Origin of the sequence: Pseudomonas gingeri (genome assembly GCF_013385425.1) — a bacterium.
Classification (GTDB): Bacteria; Pseudomonadota; Gammaproteobacteria; order Pseudomonadales; family Pseudomonadaceae; genus Aquipseudomonas; species Aquipseudomonas gingeri_D.
Window position 1 is genome coordinate 59,271 of sequence record NZ_JACAQA010000036.1, and the last position, 17,558, is coordinate 76,828.

The 17,558-nt window shown below is 63.2% G+C and carries 13 protein-coding genes; 4 read left to right on the forward strand and 9 right to left on the reverse strand.

Features of this window, described 5'->3' with window-relative positions; all coding sequences use genetic code 11:
- On the forward strand, positions 1-186 hold a 186-nt coding region (locus HX830_RS31935; protein WP_218171429.1), incomplete at its 5' end, for a hypothetical protein.
- Positions 187-763: 577 nt separating this feature from the next.
- Here the strand turns inward: HX830_RS31935 and HX830_RS29080 are convergent.
- Genes HX830_RS29080 through HX830_RS29090 form a run of 3 tightly spaced genes read right to left on the reverse strand, consistent with a single transcriptional unit; the run spans position 764 to position 2,532 of the window.
- Positions 764-1,435 carry a GNAT family N-acetyltransferase gene (locus tag HX830_RS29080; RefSeq protein WP_177104104.1) on the reverse strand — a complete coding sequence of 224 codons (672 nt, stop codon included), beginning with the start codon at positions 1,433-1,435 and terminating at the stop codon, positions 764-766.
- 17 nt (positions 1,436-1,452) lie between these two features.
- Entirely contained in the window at positions 1,453-1,899 is a 447-nt protein-coding gene (locus tag HX830_RS29085; protein WP_152736617.1) for a GNAT family N-acetyltransferase, read from the reverse strand.
- Positions 1,900-1,908: 9 nt separating this feature from the next.
- Positions 1,909-2,532 carry an FMN-binding negative transcriptional regulator gene (locus HX830_RS29090; RefSeq protein ID WP_177104106.1) on the reverse strand — a complete coding sequence of 208 codons (624 nt, stop codon included), beginning with the start codon at positions 2,530-2,532 and terminating at the stop codon, positions 1,909-1,911.
- A gap of 90 nt (positions 2,533-2,622) precedes the next feature.
- On the opposite strand from HX830_RS29090, the gene pdxR reads away from it, so the two are divergent.
- Both pdxR and HX830_RS29100 read left to right on the forward strand, forming a co-directional pair.
- Entirely contained in the window at positions 2,623-4,173 is a 1,551-nt protein-coding gene (pdxR, locus tag HX830_RS29095) for a MocR-like pyridoxine biosynthesis transcription factor PdxR (protein WP_177104108.1), read from the forward strand.
- Positions 4,174-4,259: 86 nt separating this feature from the next.
- Positions 4,260-7,610 (forward strand): dermonecrotic toxin domain-containing protein, encoded by a 3,351-nt coding sequence (locus HX830_RS29100; RefSeq protein ID WP_177104110.1) that lies wholly within the window; start codon positions 4,260-4,262, stop codon positions 7,608-7,610.
- Positions 7,611-7,648: 38 nt separating this feature from the next.
- Here HX830_RS29100 and HX830_RS29105 read toward each other — a convergent pair whose 3' ends face one another.
- Complete coding sequence (locus HX830_RS29105) at positions 7,649-8,749, reverse strand: polyamine ABC transporter substrate-binding protein (RefSeq protein ID WP_152736621.1); 1,101 nt, start codon at positions 8,747-8,749, stop codon at positions 7,649-7,651.
- 12 nt (positions 8,750-8,761) lie between these two features.
- Entirely contained in the window at positions 8,762-9,793 is a 1,032-nt protein-coding gene (locus HX830_RS29110) for a histone deacetylase family protein (RefSeq protein ID WP_103499208.1), read from the reverse strand.
- 300 nt (positions 9,794-10,093) lie between these two features.
- On the opposite strand from HX830_RS29110, the gene HX830_RS29115 reads away from it, so the two are divergent.
- Complete coding sequence (locus tag HX830_RS29115; protein ID WP_177104120.1) at positions 10,094-12,628, forward strand: autotransporter outer membrane beta-barrel domain-containing protein; 2,535 nt, start codon at positions 10,094-10,096, stop codon at positions 12,626-12,628.
- Positions 12,629-12,643: 15 nt separating this feature from the next.
- Here HX830_RS29115 and HX830_RS29120 read toward each other — a convergent pair whose 3' ends face one another.
- From HX830_RS29120 to HX830_RS29135, 4 genes are all read right to left on the reverse strand, one after another.
- On the reverse strand, positions 12,644-13,636 hold the full coding sequence (locus HX830_RS29120; RefSeq protein WP_177104122.1) for an AraC family transcriptional regulator: 993 nt from the start codon (positions 13,634-13,636) through the stop codon (positions 12,644-12,646).
- A gap of 223 nt (positions 13,637-13,859) precedes the next feature.
- The gene (locus HX830_RS29125) at positions 13,860-14,255 is read right to left on the reverse strand and encodes a hypothetical protein (protein ID WP_177104124.1); all 396 of its coding nucleotides are present in this window, start codon (positions 14,253-14,255) and stop codon (positions 13,860-13,862) included.
- Positions 14,256-14,786: 531 nt separating this feature from the next.
- On the reverse strand, positions 14,787-15,782 hold the full coding sequence (locus HX830_RS29130) for an asparaginase (RefSeq protein ID WP_152736624.1): 996 nt from the start codon (positions 15,780-15,782) through the stop codon (positions 14,787-14,789).
- 133 nt (positions 15,783-15,915) lie between these two features.
- The gene (locus HX830_RS29135) at positions 15,916-17,361 is read right to left on the reverse strand and encodes an alanine/glycine:cation symporter family protein (protein ID WP_103499213.1); all 1,446 of its coding nucleotides are present in this window, start codon (positions 17,359-17,361) and stop codon (positions 15,916-15,918) included.
- Positions 17,362-17,558: the final 197 nt, after the last annotated feature.

A 17,558-nucleotide genomic window follows, 5' to 3' on the forward strand; every position in this document is an offset into this window, starting at 1 on the left:
GGTGTTGTCGGTGATCTTGTTTGCGTTGTCAGCGATGGCAGCGGCGTTAGTTTTGTGAGCGGCCGTGTTGGCAGCGATATTGTTCCGATTGGTTTCGACAATACCGGTGCTCGTGGTGGTAGGCCGGTGCAGCGGTGGCACCTGAGGGAGCGGTGGCTGTTGACCGGGAGCGCATTGCGGGCATAGTGGCGGGAGGGGCGACACGTATATCCCAACAGCAGAGCCGTCGGGCTGGATGTATGCCTCAAAGGGGGCCGTATTCCCGTTGTTAGGTTTGACCCAAAAAACGCCGGGAGCGGTGGGGTTTGGGTCGACGACCGTATAGGTATTGGGCCTTAGACCTTGTGGGTACTGAGGGACTGGTGGCTGTTGACCGGAACCAATGGGAGCCTCCCACACGGTGCCGCCCTCTGGGGTCGTTCCGAGATAGGTAGCATTCGGGTCGATAGGTCGGCTGAGTATTGGCGTCTGCGGATAGGCTAGTACCTGCTGACTGGCAATAACACTGGATGCCAGTGCGACCGATATGGCGAGTCGATTAAGGGGTGTTGGCATGGAATTTCGACCTCCTGGAAAATTGAGGCCGAAATGTATCTATCCATGTAATCGATAAATGTCGGGATTTTTACCCGTCTTTTGCAAGATATGTCACCGGTTTGGTGACGATTCGAGGTGTGTTTTATGACCCTGTGGTCTTACGGTGGCCGACGCGTCAGCCACCGTATTTTTAGGTCGAGGGGCACTGCGCTTTCAGGTTGTCCGGTTAACCCCGGCACTCGACCAGAGACTTGATTTGCCCGACCTCGGTCAGGTTCTCTTCCGACAACCAGCGCTCGAATCCAGCATTCACCGCCGGCCATTCCGAATCGATAATGCTGTACCACGCCGTGTCGCGGTTCCTGCCCTTGACCACCATATGCTGGCGGAACACACCTTCGAAGCTGAAGCCCAAGCGCTCGGCCGCCGTACGCGAGCGGGCGTTGTCGTTGTTGCACTTCCACTCCAGGCGCCGGTAACCCGTGGCAAAGGCTTCCTTGGCCAGCAGGTAGACCGCCTCGGTGCTCTTGGGCGAACGCTGCATCGGTGCGCCGAAGGTGACGTGGCCGATTTCGATACGTCCCTGGGCCGGGACGATTGACATCAGGCTGAGAATGCCCTGGACCTCACCGCTGGCCTTGTCGACCACGCTGAAGAAATACGGATCGCTATTGGCCGCATGGTTGTTCAGCCAGTCATTGAAGGCGCTGCGCTCCGGGAATGGACCGTAAGGCAGATAATCCCAGAGCTTGGGATCGGCGCCGGGGCCCGTCAGGGCCTGCCAGAGATCGTCGCCATGGCGGGCCGGATCGAGTTTTTCCAGGACGATAAAACGCCCCTCCAGACGCTGGGCCGAAGGTGCCGGCGCGCCTTTCCAGTTTGCTAGGGATATCGACATGAGGCTTTCCTTGAGGCTTACAACGCTTGGCGAAATTGAATGAAACCGGGGCGCTCGGCAATCCGTTCATACAGCTGGATGGCCGTGGCGTTGGTCTCGTGGGTCAGCCAGTGGACTTTATTGCACCCGGCCTCGGCCGCCGTGGCATAGACATGCTCGATCAGCAGCCGTCCCAGCCCGGTCCCGCGCTGGCCGGGCGCCACGAACAGGTCCTGCAGGTAGCAGGAATTCTGCACGCTCCAGTTCGACCGATGGTAGATGAAATGCACCAGGCCCACGGCCTTGCCGTCCTGCCAGGCGAGGGCGGCGTGGGTGGTTTCGGCCGGGTCGAGAAAACGTTGCCAGGTCGACTGGTAGATCGCGTCCGGCAGCTCGGTTTCATAGAACTTCAGATAGGCCTGCCATAGCGGGCGCCAAACGGCCTGGTCGGCGGCGCTGACCGGGCGGATCTCGATGGAACTCATGGTGACTCCTTAGCGCATCAATTGGGCGAGGGCTTGGTCCTGGCTGTCGGCGCTGGCCGCCAGCCCTTGTTGCACGCCGGCTTGGTCGGCGGCGCTGCGGTTCTGGCTGAGCTTGCGTTTGCCTTCCAGGCGCTGGATCGGTATGGCAAAACCGACAATGGCCTTGAGCATGCTCTCGATGTACGGCGCGGGGGCGTCGGCAACTTTCCACGGCTTGTCCCGGCCCGCTTCATGGCGGTCGGTCAGGGCGCTGACCAGGTTGAGCAGGCGATCAGCGTCATCGAATACTTCGGCCTGGCCGTAGGCGTGCACGGCCACGTAATTCCAGGTCGGCACGACCTTGCCGTGCTCTGCCTTGGCGGGATAGAAGGACGGGCTGACATAGGCATCGGCCCCCGGGAAGATCACCAGCACTTCACCGCCCTCCGCCAGTTCCTGCCACTGCGGATTGGCCCGGGCCAGATGGCCATAGAGCGTGCCATTGGGACCTTGCTCGGGGCGCAGCAACAGCGGCACATGGATGGCTTGCAGGCCGAGCTTGCCATGGGTGACCAGTGTCGCCAGGCGAGTGCCCTGGATATGTTGCTGCAGGGTGAGCAGGTCTTGTTCGGAAAAGGCGCTGGGTGTGTACATGGAAATTTTCCTTGGCGAATACCTGCATCCTAGGCAGGCTATTGGTTGGTTGTAAGAGCCATTGTCGGCGATTTTCATAGGTCCAATGCCATGCCCAGTCCATCGTTGCCCCTGCCGTTCGACCCCGCCGGGATCTACCTCGATCCGGCCAAGGGACTCAGTCGCCAGCTCTATCAGGCCTTGCGCCTGCGGGTGCTGGACGGGCGCCTGGCGAGTGGCAGCCGTCTGCCGGCCAGCCGCGACCTGGCCAGCGCCCTGGCGATTTCCCGCAACAGCGTGGTGCGGGCCTATGACCAGCTCTACGCCGAAGGCTTTATCGAGGGCCGGATCGGCGATGGCACCTACGTGGCGCAGTTGCCGGAAAAAGCCCTGCCGATCAAAAAGTTGTCCACAAAACTATCCACAGAGTTTTCAACAGGCTTACCCACAGGGTTATCCACAAAATCACCCGAAACCGCTGGGGTTACATCCAGTAAAGTTATCCACAATCTGGCCATGGAGCGCATCGAGAGCAACCCGATGCACAAGCCACCGAGCGGTCCGCCTCGGGCTTTTCGGGTGGGTGTGCCGGCGTTCGACCTGTTTCCCTTTGGCGTCTGGGCCAAGCTGCAGGCGGCTTTCTGGCGTAAACCGGATTTGCAGTTGCTGTGTTACGGCGAGGCGGCGGGGGAGGCGCGCTTGCGCGGCCTGATCGCGGCTTACTTGCGCAGCTCTCGGGGCCTGTCCTGCACGCCTGAGCAAATTGTGATCACCAGTGGCGCGCAGCAGGGCATTAGCCTTTGTGCACAGTTGCTGGTGGACCCCGGCGATGGCGTCGCGGTGGAGAATCCCGGGTACCGCGCGGCCCGTTTGGCCTTCGCGGTGGCGGGGGCCACGCTGCATGGCGTGACGGTGGACCATGAGGGGCTCGATTGCGTCGAACTCGCGCAATTGCCGGACTGTCGGCTGGCCTATGTGACCCCCTCCCATCAATACCCCACCGGGGTGATCATGAGCCTGGCCCGGCGCCTGGAGCTGCTGGCCTGGGCCGAGCGCAGCGGCGGCTGGATCGTCGAGGACGACTACGACGGCGAGTACCGCTACAGCGGCGCGCCGCTGGCACCCTTGGCGGCGCTGGATCGGCAGGGGCGGGTGCTGTATGTCGGGACCTTCGGCAAGATCGCCTTTCCGGCGTTGCGCCTCGGCTACCTGGTGCTGCCGCCGACGCTGGTCGAGGCCTTTGCCCAGCGCCGCGCCCTGGATATGCGGCACTCGGAGGTCAGCACCCAGGCGGTGATGGCCGAGTTCATGGCCGCCGGGCACTTCCAGCGGCATATCCGCCGCATGCGCCGGGCCGCGCTGAGTCGGCGCAATGCCTTGTTGGCCCATTGGCCGGCGAATATCCCGGGCTGTGGCGACTTGCCGGCGGTTGCGGCGGGCCTGCACCTGACGGTGCCGGTGGAGAGTCTGGCCCGGGAGCGGGAACTGATCGCGCAGGCCGAGAGCGTCGGTGTCGAAATCAGCCCCTTGAGCAGCTACTGGATCACTCAGCCCGAACCGCCCGAAGACCGGCGTGCCGGCCTGGTACTGGGGTTCGCGGCGGTACCGGAGGTGGATATCGAGTCGGCGCTGGCACGCTTGCGCACAGCCTGGAAGCTTTAGTCGCAAAGGGTAGTAACCGGCTACCGCAGGCCGTCGCGCGGTCGATGTTTATTTATTCCCGGAACCCGCCACCAGGATAAATCGACATGACGTCCCCCCTTGCGCGCGCAGTCTTGAGCGAAAGCGAACAGGCTGAGAGGGTCTACACCCTCAGTGATTATTTTGCCCAGCGACCGACCCTGGAAAGCGTGGCGCCCGGCCTGGTCCGCGACATGCTGGAAGACCACTACCCGGCGCAGGGCGAGCGGCTGACCCATGCCGCGCTGATCGAGCCGGAACCGTGCGGCATTCAGGTGGAATACCGGGTCCTGACCCTGGCGCACTTGTTGATCGAGCGCTTCCTGGGCGAAGAAAAGCGGATATGTCCGGCCGGCAGCTATGTGACGCTCTATCCGGGCGCGGAGCATCCGGAGCAGTTGTCCCTGAGCGTTGAGATGCTCGATACGCTGCTGGACGAGTGGGCTCCGTTGTTGCTGGAGGCGTACAAACAGGGTCTGGTGGACTTCTGGAACTCGCCACTGGCGGGGGATGTCGCCCCCTGGCAGCGCCTTTCCGAATTCTTCGCGGCGCAATTGCGCCTGGCGTGCGCGGCGCTGTCGGGCGATGAATTGGCCGGTGTGAGTGCAGTGCTCGACTATCCCGACCTGAAGGCGCGCGAGGCCAAGTTCGGCAGTGATTGCGCGCAGGCCTATATCCCTATCATCGATAGCCGCATCAAGGGGCCCGAGCCCTTGCGCATCCAGGCACTGGTTATCAGCCACTGGGTCGGCAAGCGTCAGATCGTCTTGCTTTACAGCCTGTTCGGCGGGATCGAAACCTTCGATTCCACCCGAGCGCTTGAAGAGTCCCTGAGTGTGACATTGAGCGGCGAGGACTCGGGTTTCAGGAGTTACTCGCCGGACCATCATATCTTCGATGCCCTGACCGTGAGCCTGCTGGTACGCCAGTTGGAGGCCATCGATGCGATCAAGCCAAGTGACTATCGCGACCCGGAGGCCCTTGAGCAACACCTGCGTGAGTTGACTGGTTTGCAGGCCTTGTTCGGTGCCTTTCGTTCCGGTCACGAGGCGAAATTGGCGAGCCTGGATGACTTGCTCCCCGAGGCGTTGCGCAAGGCGTCGGCGGCGGATCGCACGCGTTATGGTCGTTACGTGGCGGCGCTTGCGACGGTGCATCGGGGTCATGCCGGCAAGGCGTTTCTCGATGGCATTCCCGATATCCGGACCTTTGCCGGCCAGTCGTTGCGGGCGAGTTTGCAGGCGAAATATCCAGCGGCCGCGAGCGTGTCGGTCAGCGATATCAGCGTGACCCTGACGCGTATCGCCAACAGCCCCTCCGAAATGGTCGACAGTGCGCTTGACGCTCGCTATGAGTCACAGGCCCAGGATTATGTCGCCATGGCGCTGAAGAACCTTGAGGCCTTTCCTCTTGGCGCATTGGCGCAGGTTCATTACCAGGGTCGGACAGCGCCTCCCTGGATGAGCTATGACGCGCTGCGCACGGCGGTGAGCGACGCCGATATCGGCAGGACCTACCCCGAGTTGCTCAGGCAGAAATTGCAGCGCGATCAGGCCGAACGAGCCCGGCAAGAAGGGCTGTTTACCGACTACCTGCGGGTCCTGCTGCCGATGTGGGCGCTGGAGCTGCGGCTCGAGCGGAAACTGACGGAGACCGCCCGTCTTTATGTCGAGGCGGTGGTGACCCGGGACGTTGGCGTCCGTGAGGTGCTGGGGCAGCCCATCGTGGTCAGGCCAATGGCTTTTCTGGCGCATCCCGGTGCCACGGCGGACCGGGTGCGCAATATGTTTGTGATTGGCCCGCAGGCGACGGCCCAGGGCCCGCAGGTGCTGTGCCGCCCCAGCGCCAGGGTGCTCTTGCTTGAGTTTCCATCCTGGGCCGGCTTGTTGACGGCCATCCAGCAGGAGGGACCTTTGCAGCAGTCGGTGCTCGACGGCCTGGACAGCGCAAGGCGTTCAACCTATGAGGATGGCGGATTCAAGGAGCCGCACCTGACCCGGGTGACCAACTCCGATTGGAATATCCCGGACACCCCTGAGCCGGCTGCGCTGGACACCACGCCGCTGTCCGGGTCGTTTTGCGCGGCACTGTTCGCCGCCAGCGTCGAGGCGTTGATCGCGCAGGCCGAGGCGGACTCGGTGTCCAATGCCGAGGATCGCTGGAGCCGTTTCGTCGATCTGGGTTGGGCCTTGTTCGGCCTGCTACAGCCCTTGTTGCCTGGGCCCCTGGCGGGTTTCGGCTGGCTTGTGCAATTGCTCTCCAGCCTCAAGGCCTTGGCCGATTCCCATGCGTCCCATCCCTGGGTGGCGTTCGCCGACGTCTTGCTGAACCTGGCGGTCGTGCTGGTGTATCACCGTCGGCCACTGATCGGGCAAGCCGGGGCCGTGGGCCCCAGGCCTGTCCTCAGTAACGCGGTGATCAAGGAGCCTGTCGCCAGCGCGACGAATCAACTGGTCTTTGCCTGGACCCGCCCGGGGCGTCAGTTCACGGCTTCCGAGCTGGTCCGGTTGGAGAAGTTCAAGCTGTCGCTGTCCGAGGCGCCCGGCACCTTGCTGGAGTCGGGCGACTGGAAAGGTCTGTATCGGCGCGACAAGCTTTTCTATGCCCGGGTCGACGATGCCTGGTTTCGGGTGTCGCGCAAACTCGATGGGGTGGTGATCATTGATGACCTCCACCCGGCGCGACAGGGTCCCTGGTTGAGGCGCGACAGCTCGGGGCTTTGGCAGTTGGATCGCGGCCTGCGCCTGCTGGGCGGCGTGGGCGAATTGAGTGTACGTGCCGCGAAGAAGCTCAAGTCGCTGGAGAAGAAGGCCCGTGATCTGTTGGAGAGCGTGCCGACGCTGCTGGCGGACGCCGAACGCAGTGCGAGCCTGGTGCAGGTCCCGCGTGATATCGAGGACATGCTCGGGATGAAGGCGCAGCCATTTTCAGCGCTCGGCAGGGAACTGCGGGATTTGACCCAGGGGCTTTCACAGTCTCCGCGGTTTTTGATTGCCGACCTGGAGCAGACCGCGAGCACCTTGAACAAAAAGGGGCTGAGTCTGCGGGTCAACCTGACCAAGAAGCGCTTGCCGAGCGCCGCCGCCGTTGAGTTCCTGGCGCAGGAAGAGCAGATCACGGTCCACAAGCTGGGTGAGCGCCGGGATATCTCCGGCGGCAAGGGCAACGACTTCCTCGATGAGTACGAGATTCGCGACCGGCAGGGCAGGCCGCTGTGGTACGCGCATTTCCATTACCTGAGCGCGACCACGCCGGCGGCCCGTTTTTCCAAGGCTCACCTCAAGACCCGCGAGCAACGGTTTAAAGGGCTCAGTTTTCAGCGGGCCCAGGAGAGCGCCGGAAGCAAAGTCGATGCTATCTGGCGTGGAGACATCGGCCCCAAGCTGGCAGCGGCGTTGTTCCTGCCACCGAGTGCCTGAAGATCGCCCCCGCCCCCTGTAGGGGGCGGGGGCAACACTCAGATCCCGGACTTGATCTTGGTCCAGGCCCGCGTGCGGGCCCGTTCGGCCTTCTGGTCCAGGGGCTGCAAGGTGTAGAGGGTCTTCATCGCCGCTTCGGTCGGGTACAGGTTGGCGTTGTGGCGGATCGCCGGATCCACCATTTCGGTGGCGTCCTTGTTCGGGTTCGGATACCCGACAAAGTCGCTGATCGGCGCGATCACCTGGGGTTGCAGCAGGTAGTTGATAAAGGTGTAGGCGTCCTGGGTGTCCTTCGCCCCCTTGGGGATCGCCAGCATATCGAACCAGATCGGCGCGCCTTCCTTGGGCAGGCGCATGTCCACCACCACACCGTTCTTGGCGTCCTTGGCGCGGTTGGCGGCCTGGGAGAAGCTGCCGGAATAGCCGACGGCCACACAGATGTCACCGTTGGCAATGTCCGCCATGTACTTGGACGAGTGGAAATAGGTGATGTACGGACGGATCTTCAGCAGCAGCGCCTCGGCTTTTTCATAGTCCTTGGGGTTGTTGCTGTTGGGGTTCAGGCCCAGGTGCTGCAAGGCCAGCGGCAGGATCTCCGACGGTGAGTCGAGCAGGGCGACGCCGCACTGCTTGAGCTTGCTGATGTTCTCTTCCTTGAAGATCAGGTCCCAGCTGTCCACCGGCGCGTTGTCGCCCAGTGCCGCCTTGACCTTGGCCGGGTTGAAGCCGATCAGGATGGTGCCGTACATATAGGGCACGGCGAACTTGTTGCCCGGGTCGTTGGCCTCGATCAGCTTCATCAGCTTGGGATCCAGGTGGTTCCAGTTCGGGATCTTGCTGCGGTCCAGGGGTTGGAACACGCCGGCCTCGATCTGCTTGGCGAGGAACACGTTGGACGGCACCACCACGTCATAGCCGGAGTTGCCGGTGAGCAGCTTGGCTTCCAGGGCCTCGTTGGTGTCGAAGATGTCGTAGACCAGCTTGACCTGGGTGTTCTGGGCCTTGAAGTCGTCCAGGGCCTTGGGGGTGATGTAGTCGAACCAGTTGTAGACCCGCAGGGTGCGCTCCTCGGCATGGACGGCGGTGCTGAGCACGGCGGCGCAAAGGGCTGGGGCAATAAGACGCTTGAGCTTGTTCATTGTTCTAATTCCTCATTGAGCGTATTGGAAACCTTCGAGTACGTTCACGGCATTGATGCCGATTTCTTCTACTGCGTAGCCGCCTTCCATCACGAACAGCGTCGGCTTGCCCAGGCGGGCGATGCGTTCGCCCATGCGCAGGTAGTCCGGGCTGTCGAGCTTGAACTGGGAAATCGGATCGTCCTTGAAGGTGTCCACGCCCAGGGAAACCACCAGCACATCGGGTGCGTAGCGTTCGATCTCGCCGCAGGCCTGTTCCAGCGCCGCGCTCCATTGGTCCCAGGCCGTGCCGGCGGCCAGCGGATAGTTGAAGTTGAAACCTTCGCCGGCGCCTTCGCCGAGCTCGTCGGCATAACCGAGGAAGAATGGGAACTCGGCTTCCGGATGGCCGTGGAGCGAGGTGAAGAGCACATCGCTGCGCTCATAGAAAATCGATTGGGTGCCGTTGCCGTGGTGGTAGTCGACGTCGAGGATCGCGACCTTCCGATGGCCTTGATCGAGGAAGGCCTGGGCGGCGATGGCGGCGTTGTTCAGGTAGCAGTAACCGCCCATCAGGTCGCTGGCGGCGTGATGTCCCGGTGGTCGGCAAAGGGCGAAGGCGCTGCGGGCGCCGCGCTGGATTTCGGCCTGGGCGGTGAGGGCGACCTGGGCCGCGCTATAGGCTGCCTGCCAGGTGCCGGCGGTGATCGGCGCGCCGCCGTCGAAGCTGTAGTAGCCGAGTTCGCCGTGCAGGTTTTTCGGGATCACCCGGCGCAAGGTGCGGGCCGGCCAGGTGAAGGGCAGCAGGTCGCCGTCATGGCCTAGCGCGGCCCAGCGCTCCCAGGCGCCCTGGAAGAAATTCAGGTAGGCCTCGTCGTGCACGCGGCGGATCGGCTCCAGGCCGAAATCCTCCGGTTCGCGCACCGGGCCCAGGGCCTGATGCTGCACGCGGGCCAGCACATGGTCGGCCCGCGAAGGCATTTCAAAGCAGGGCATCAATTGCCCGTCGATCAGCTCGCAGCGGCCGTGGTGCAGGTGGTGATCGTCGGAATAGACCGTCAGCATTTATTGTTCTCCGATAGCGTGGGCTTGGCGTCATTCTTGATGCCCGGCGCCTTTGGGAGAACGGTGGGAGCGGCCAAAAGGGGATCAATATGGCCAAAATATATGTCCTGATTTCGCCCCTGAACGGAGCGAAGGGCGACGCCGTGGCCTGAAAAGGCGCACGCACGGGGGTTAGTTGTTACGGATTTTTTCGGACAGCCTTACAGAGGCAACCTGCCGCCGCGATCCGCTTTGCCCGACAGTGGTCCTTGATAAGGATGGATACATTCTCGCCTCCGATAACTCCAGGTAGGGAATGACATGCCGCCGATACAACACCCCCTTGGCTGGGCCGTTGCGCTAGCCCTTTGCACTGCCTTCGCGCCACCCCTGCTGGCTTCCAGCCGGGTGAGCCGGGGCGACACGCTGTATGTGGAGCATCTGGGCGATGCCTCGTCGATCATGGCGTCGAGCGCCGATGGGCTTTTTACCTGGCGCAATATCTCCCTGCGCAACGATGGCGTGGTGAAAGGCCTGAGTGGCTCGGGTGTCCGTGCCTACGGTAACGGCGCGGTGTTGAACTGGGGGCGTATCTCCGGCCATCGTACCGAGGGTGTTTTTCTCACGGGGTACAACGGGGTCAGGATCGACGGGCTGGCGCGGGTAGAAAACTACGGCGTTATCGAGGCCGATGTGCCTAAGGGTGTCGGCACCTCTTCAGGGATCTCGATAGGCCGCGGCCTGGTGGTCAACGCCGAGGATGCACTGATCCAGGGGCCCAGCTTTGGCATCCTGGGCCAGGGCAAAGGTCCGATCAATGTGGTGAACCGCGGCATTATTCGTGGGCACCGGGGGATCAGGCTCAATGGCAATCACGATGACAGCGTGACCAACCATGGCTTGATCGAAACCACCTACATACAAAACCAGGACCCCCATGGCTCGACCGCAAGCGCCTATATGAAAGGTGCCTACCGCGCCGGCACGGCGATAGACCTGGGAGGCGGCAACGATACCTTGGCGCTGTACAGCGGCTCCCAGGTGTTCGGGGCCATCGACGGCGGCAGCGGCTCGGACCTGTTGCTCCTCGAGGGCGGCAGCGGCATGTTGGGGAACACGCGCAATTTTGAATCACTGTCGGTCAACCAGGGCACCTGGACCTTGACCGGCCCGGCGGATTTCAGCACCCAGGCCCGTGTCGGCAACGGCGCGGCGTTGATCAACAACGGTGGGATCACCGGCGCCACCTGGGTTGATCAGTTTGGTGTCTATTCCGGCAGCGGCAGTACCGACAGCCTGGTGGTCAACGGGACGATGTTCGCCAACTCCCAGTCGGGTGCACCTGTCGTCACGCGTGATCTCACGATGGGCCCTTCCTCGGTGCTGGTGTATGGCATTGACCACGATGGCGGCAGTTCGACCGTCGACGTTGGTGGCACGGCCTATCTGCAAGGGGCAACGCTGGTCCTGCGACCAACGGCCGAGAGTGTGCCCTCGACCAGTGCGCATACGGTCCTGCGGGCCGGCCAGGTTGAAGGCGCCTTTCACAAGGTGACCAGCGATCTGGCTTTCATGACTTACAGACTGTCCTATACCCCCACCGACGTCGGGCTGATCTATAGCCGCAACTATGTGCCCCTGGAGCAGATCGCCGAATCCGGGAACGCCAAGCGCCTGGCGGCGAGCCTCGGGCAGACCGCCTACTTCGCCCCGGCCGCTGCACCCGACGGGCAGAAGGTCGATGACACCACGGCCGCGACGATGACCTCGGCCGGGCAGACGCCGCAGCCTCCGGCCCTGGTCTCCAGCCTGATCACGAGTAACGCCGCGACGGCGAGAATCGCCATGAGTCAGCTTTCGGGCAGCCACAATGCCAACCTGGGCAATGCGACCCTGGGCGGTGTCGGCCAGGTCGGTGGCGGCATGCTCTCGGCGATGCGCCAGTGGAGCGACGACCGTCGTTTGCCCGGCTTCGAGACCTCCTCCGGCAGACCTGCGACGCTGGCGTTCGATGCGGATAGCCGTGGCGCAAAGGGCCGGGTGTGGGTTCACGGCCTGGGTAACGCGGGTAAATTCGAGAGCAGCCAGCAGAACGATCAGGCCATGCAGCGCAAGACCCAAGGCTTGCTGATCGGCAGCGACTGGGCACGGGTCGCCGATTGGCGCTTCGGGGTGGTGGGCGGTCAATCGCAGACGCGCCTGGATGGCAGCCATTTCAAGGGTACGATCGACAGCTGGCATCTGGGGGCGTACGCGCTGCATCAGAGCGGTCCCTGGGCGACCCGTCTCGGTGCCGTTCATAGTCGCCATGATGGCAACACCCGGCGTGATGTGGCTTTCGCGGGGTTCAGTGAGCGTCTATCGGGCAGGCACCAGGCCAGCAGCCAGCAGGTGTTCAGCGAGATCGGCTACGCCCTGGGCTTTGGCACCCTGAGTGTGGAACCCTTTGCCGGCCTCGACTATCAGCGCTATCACCGTCGCGGCTACACGGAAAAAGGCGGCGATGCGGCCTTGAGCGTCAAGGCCCACTCCCAAGGCAATCTGCGCAGTACCCTGGGCGCGCGGTTTGCCCAGCAGCACCAGCTGGATCGCGGCATGAGCCTGGCGCCGCGCCTCAGCGCCGGCTGGAAACACCGGTATGGTGGCCTTACCCATGCCGTGATGCAGTCGTCGGCGTTGGGCGGCGATGCGTTCGAGATCCGCAGCGCCACGCTGGATCGCGACAGTCTGGTGGTGGACGCGGGACTGGATTGGCGGTTCTCCGAGAACCATGCCCTGGGCGTCGGTTATACCGGGGAAATCGCCGACAATCGCCAACTGCACGGTGTTCAGGGTGAATGGACCTTGCGCTTCTGAGCCGCTGTTCGCGTCTTATGGGCGGAACTGACTCGGGCTGACCCCGCTCCAGCGCACGAAGGCGTGGCGGAAGCTGGCGGTTTCGCTGAAGCCCAGCTCATCGGCGATGCGGTGAATCGGTAGCCGGGCTTCCCCGAGCAGTTGTTTGGCGCGTTCGAAGCGCAGTTCGTCGAGCAGTTCCTGGTAGCTGCAACCGAGGTCATTGAGGTGGCGGCGCAGGGTGCGGGCCGAACACTTCATCTGCTCGGCCAGACCTTCCAGGCCCGGCGCGGTGTGCAGTTGCGCGGCGAGCAACTGGCGGATGCGCCCCAGCCACGCCTGGCGGCCGGTGAATTCGAGGTTGTGCTTGCGACAACGCTCGGCCATGGCCTGGTGGGTAATGGCGTCGGCCAGGGGCAAGGGTTGTTCCAGCCAGTGCCGGTCGAAGGCGAACGCGTTGCTGTCGGCCGAGAATTGCCGCGGGCAGTCGAAGCTGTCGCTGTAGTTGGCCTGATAGTCCGGTGCTTCGTGCTCGAAACGAGCCGCCAGCAAGGGCAGTGGGTGGCCGAGCAGGTCGTCGCAGATGACTTTCAGCGAGACCAGGCACAGCTCGGTGTTGAACACCGCCAACTGCGGGTTCTCCCGATAGTCCGCGGCGGTGAACCAGATGCGCTCGCCGTCGGTTTCCAGGCTCAGTTCGAAGAGTGTTCCCAATAGCGCCGGATAACGCAGGGCCAGGCGCAAAGCGTCACCGAAGGTGGCACTGGTGAGCAGGGCGTAGCCGAGTATGCCGTAGGCCGACACATGCATGCGCCGGCCCAGCTCCAGGCCGATTTCCCGGCGCAGGGCCACGGCATTGGCGCACACCTGCATCTCCTGGTTGGTGGTGATGCGGGTGTCGGCGCGGCTCAGGTCGGCGGCGCTGATGCCGCTGCCGGCCAGCAGTGCATCGCTGGCAATGCCCTTGTCGCGGAAGGCGTTGAGCACCAGGGAGACGGCGTTGAGGGTGGTGAGGTGAGAGTGGAGCATGCTCGATTCCATCCTTGCGAGGTATGGGAATCGAGCAAGTTGTGTGCCGACGGCTGACGGATGGGGACAGCACGGATTTTGTGGTGTGGTGCCATCTGATGTGGGAGCGGAGCTTGCCCGCGAAGAACGATAACGCGGTGTCTCTGAAAAACCGCGGCGTCTTCTTCGCGGGCAAGCTCCGCTCCCACACAGGCTCCGTTCCCACAAAAGCTAGGGGGGCGTTTCAGGTCGGTGTCGGTTGCGACCCCGCCAACAACGCATCGACTACCGCCCGAGCCATTTCCACCGAATGGATCATCGACCAGATCAGCCCGCGTTCGACGCCGCTGCCGTATTCGGTGATTTCATCGGAGACCTCCTCGGCGCAGCGCAGCATCAATGACACATGGATCAGCGCCTGCTCGGCGCTGATGCCTTCCTGCACGTTGAACAGCGAGAGGTGACGGCCGTCGTTGACGCAGCCGGGGCGGGCGGCGGTTTCTTTCAGGGCGGCGAGCAACGGCGGTTCGTGGCGTTGGCTGTTGAGGACCTGCAAGAGGTCGGCATTGGCTTTCTTGAGAATGGCGGTGATCCGGGCGCGGGCGGTCCTGCTGGGCGGATCAGGGATTAGCTTGTCCATGATGTACTCCTATTGGCGCATGGGAGCCGACACCGGTCGCTGCTAAACGATGGGGGTGGCAGCTGTACGCGGGTTAGCAGACCGGCCAATAGGAAACCGGCGCACCCGAAGGTGCCCCACGCACAGCCACCATAAACCTGGGGGCATTGAAAACGCCGGCCATGAAAAATGGAGGCGTTGTGCGCCTATTGGACACGAGCTGCTAAACCCGTTCACTGCAATTGGGCAGTGACAAACGGAGACTAGTCACGTGGCTGGACAGGCGCAAGGCGTTGGGATTTTCTAGGAAATGTCGCTCAAGAAAAAGCGATTTGTCTGGTGCTGAGGTTGTTCTGCCCAGGTTTTTTCAATCCCGGTGAGTGAATGGGTTGGCCTCAACACTGCCGTCTTGGGGCCGAACACGGACCTTGTAGGAGCAGGGCTTGCCCGCGAAGGGGCCCTTGAGGACGCCAAAAGCTTCGCGGGCAAGCCCTGCTCCTACAGGTTCCTTGTGTTCTTGAGATCAAGCAGGACCCCAGTCAACGAGGTGGTTCAGCTCAACTCGCCACACAGGTCCAGCTCGACCAAGCGCCGCACTTCAGCCTGCTCCAGGCCCGCCCCCAACAACGCATGCAGCTTGCCGAACACCGCCTCACGGGTCATGCCGCCGCCGGACAGCACGCCGACACCACGCAAACGGCTACCCGCCTCATACACATCCAGCTCGACGCCGCCTTCATGGCACTGGGTGATCGCGACCACCACGATCCCCAGCTTCTGCGCGCGCTGGAGGCTGGCGAGGAACGCCGGGTTATCGCTCGGCCCGGTACCGCTGCCGAAGCACTCCAGCACCAGTGCCTGGATACCGCTGTCGATCAGGCCATCCAACTGCGCGGCAGCGATGCCCGGAACCAGCGGCAACACACCGACCGTCGTCAGTTGTCGGGCCTGACCGTAGCCCAGTTGCACCGGCAAGGTCTGCGCCTTGGCCACGCCGCCCGTACGCTTCAGCGCCGCAAACGGATGCCGGCCAAAGCTGCGAATCTTCGCGCAACGGGTCGGCGAAAGCATCTCGCCGTGGAAATGCAGGTGCACCCCCGGCGCCAAGCCCTGGCCCAACGCGACCAGCGCACCGCAGACGTTCTCCCAGGCATCGCTGTCCGGCACGCCTGCCGGCAACATCGAACCAGTAAACACCACCGGAGCCGGCAACCCCAGCAGTTGGAAGCTCATCGCCGCCGCGCTGTACGCCAGGGTGTCGGTGCCGTGCAGGATCAGCACGCTGTCGCACTGTTGCACCTGCACCGCATCGACCACCGCATCCCGCAGGCGCAGCCAGTACTCGGGGGTCATATTGGCGCTGTCGATCAGCGGGGCCATTTCACGGAAACACCAGTCCGGCACTTTCAGGCCGCTGAGCTGTTCGCGCATCCGCGCTTCGAAACCGGACGCCGGGGCCAGGCCGTTGGCGCTGGCCTGCATGCCGATGGTGCCGCCGGTATAGAGGACCATGACGCGTTGTGCGGCAGGATAAGAGACGGAAGTCATTGCGGGTTCTCCTGGACGAATGCACCGTGCGCCGCAGCATGCCTGCGTGCGCAAGGTGTGTCACGTCAGGTGGCAGGACGCCACCTGGTAAGGTCTGTCGCGTCGGACGGCAGGGCGCCGCCCGTGGGAGCGATCAGCGTTGCGTGGCAGGCACGCCCTGGACAGCGTCTTGCTCGCGTGGCGCGGCTTGGCCCGGGGTTGGCCAGGCTGCCAGGTCCAGGTCCAGATCGGCGAACTTGCTCGAGTCGAACACCGGCTGGCTGACGCCGGCACGGCGCTGTGCGTCGTAGTCGCGCATCACCCGCAGGCCGACCTTGAACAGCATGGCCAGGGCGATCAGGTTGACGAAGGCCAGGCAGGTCATGGTGATGTCGGCGAAGGCGAACACGGTCGACAGGTTCTGCACCGAACCCCATACGATCAGGGCCAGCACCAGGGCGCGGTACACCATCAACACGATGCGGTTGCGGGTCAGGAACTGCAGGCTGGTTTCACCCAGGTAGTAGTTGTAGAGGATGCAGGTGAAGACGAACAGCGACAGGGCGACGCTGACGAACAGGCGGCCCCAGTCACCGACCACGGCGGCCAGGGAGTTCTGGGTCAGGACGATACCGTCACCTTCGAAACCCGGGGTGTAGAAACCCGACAGCAGGATCAGCAGGGCGGTACAGGTGCAGATCACGAAGGTGTCGAGGAACACGCTGAACGCCTGGACCACGCCTTGGGCGCCCGGGTGCTTCACAGCGGCCACGGCGGCGACGTTTGGCGCGCTGCCCAGACCGGCTTCGTTGGCGAACACGCCACGTTTCACACCCATGACGATGGCGCTGCCGAGCAGGCCGCCGAACGCAGGGTCAAGGCCGAAGGCGCTCTTGAAGATGGTTTCCAGCATGGCCGGCACGTGTTCGATCTGGCTGAAGATCACGTACAGGGTGACGCCGATGTAGGCCAGGGTCTTGACCGGAACCAGCAGGTCGGAAACCGAGGCGATGCGCTTGATGCCGCCGACGAAGACGATCGCCAGCAGGACCGCCAGGGCGATGCCGGTGTGGTTCGGCGAGAAGCCGAAGGCGTTCTGCAGCGAGTGGGTCACGGTGTAGGACTGCAGGCCGTTGAAGGCGAAGCCGTAGGTGACCAGCAGCAGGATGGAGAACACCACCGCCATGCCTTTGAGCTTCAGGCCGTGCTGGATGTAGTAAGCCGGGCCGCCACGGTACAGGCCGTCGCCATCGGCGCGCTTGTAGACCTGGGCCAGGGTGCATTCGAAGAAGCTGCTGGACATGCCCACCAGTGCGGTGACCCACATCCAGAACACGGCGCCTGGGCCACCCAGGGTCACGGCGATGCCGACACCGGCGATGTTACCGGCGCCGACGCGGCCGGCGAGGCTCAGCATCAGGGCCTGGAACGAGCTCAGTTGGCCAGCTTGACCACGAAGGGACTCTTTGAAGACGGTGAACATGTGGCGGAAATGGCGGAACTGGACGAATCGCGAACGAATCGTGAAGTAGCTACCGAGCCCGACAATGAGCACGATCAGTAATTTCCCTGAGAGGAAGTCGTTGATGACCTCAAGCATGGAATGGTTCCTCGCTGTTTTTTGATGCAAAGGCGGCTCGTTCGAAATATCGCGTTACACCCGATGTCACTGGGCAGTGTGGGCTGGCGATCTTTCATCCCGAGCTTGCGCGGGTTGTTTTTAGTGTTGTTTCGCGTGTTTCAGTGCCGCTGTACCGCGGATCGCTTACGCGAAGAGGGGCGGCACTATACCTATGA